Origin of the sequence: Bacillus sp. MRMR6 (genome assembly GCF_001940785.1) — a bacterium.
In the GTDB taxonomy this organism is placed as follows: domain Bacteria; phylum Bacillota; class Bacilli; order Bacillales; family Cytobacillaceae; genus Neobacillus.
Window position 1 is genome coordinate 1 of sequence record NZ_MSLS01000095.1, and the last position, 614, is coordinate 614.

Sequence of the window (614 nt, forward strand, 5' to 3'; positions counted from 1 at the left end):
GGAAACTGGAAACTGTCCACTTCTTTCCCAATGTACTCGTTCCAAAAATAAGGTAAAGGTAGTAACACGTCATGTTTGGGAAGAGCACAAGGAAAAGGTAAGAGAAAATCGCTTATCTAAGTCTGGAAAAATGCTTTATAAATTTAGAAAGGAAATGGTTGAGCGAAGCTTCGCAGATTCAAAAGAACTGCATGGGCTTCGCTATTGTAGGTTACGCGGATTAAGAAAAGCAAGCGAACAGGCTCTCCTTACGGCAGCGTGCCAAAATATGAAAAAAATTGTCACACACTTAGCTAGGCTTGAAAGAGTGTGTGGCAATACTAAGATATTTGAACCCTGTTGATTTCCGCGGAAGGTGCGTAGACTCCTGCGGGAGTACGGGGCAGTGGGAGACCCCGCAGGAGCTTAGCGAGGGCACTGAAGAACTTCCGTTTTTTATATTTTATAAATAAGGAAAAGACATTATGGATGAAAAAAGACAAAAAAAAGCAACTTCCTACCGAAATTCGAAGGGAAGTTGCTTATACCTCTGCCTATTTCCTATTCTTTTTCATTAAGAAGTTTTATTATCCGTTTGAGATTGACAGCGAATATGGTTGTGGCTCCTTGAATTT

At 40.7% G+C, this 614-nt stretch carries 1 protein-coding gene; it reads left to right on the forward strand.

From position 1 onward, the window contains the following. A partial coding sequence (locus BTR25_RS26790) for a transposase (protein WP_075690940.1) occupies positions 1-343 on the forward strand: 343 nt, incomplete at its 5' end. Positions 344-614 lie beyond the last annotated feature (271 nt).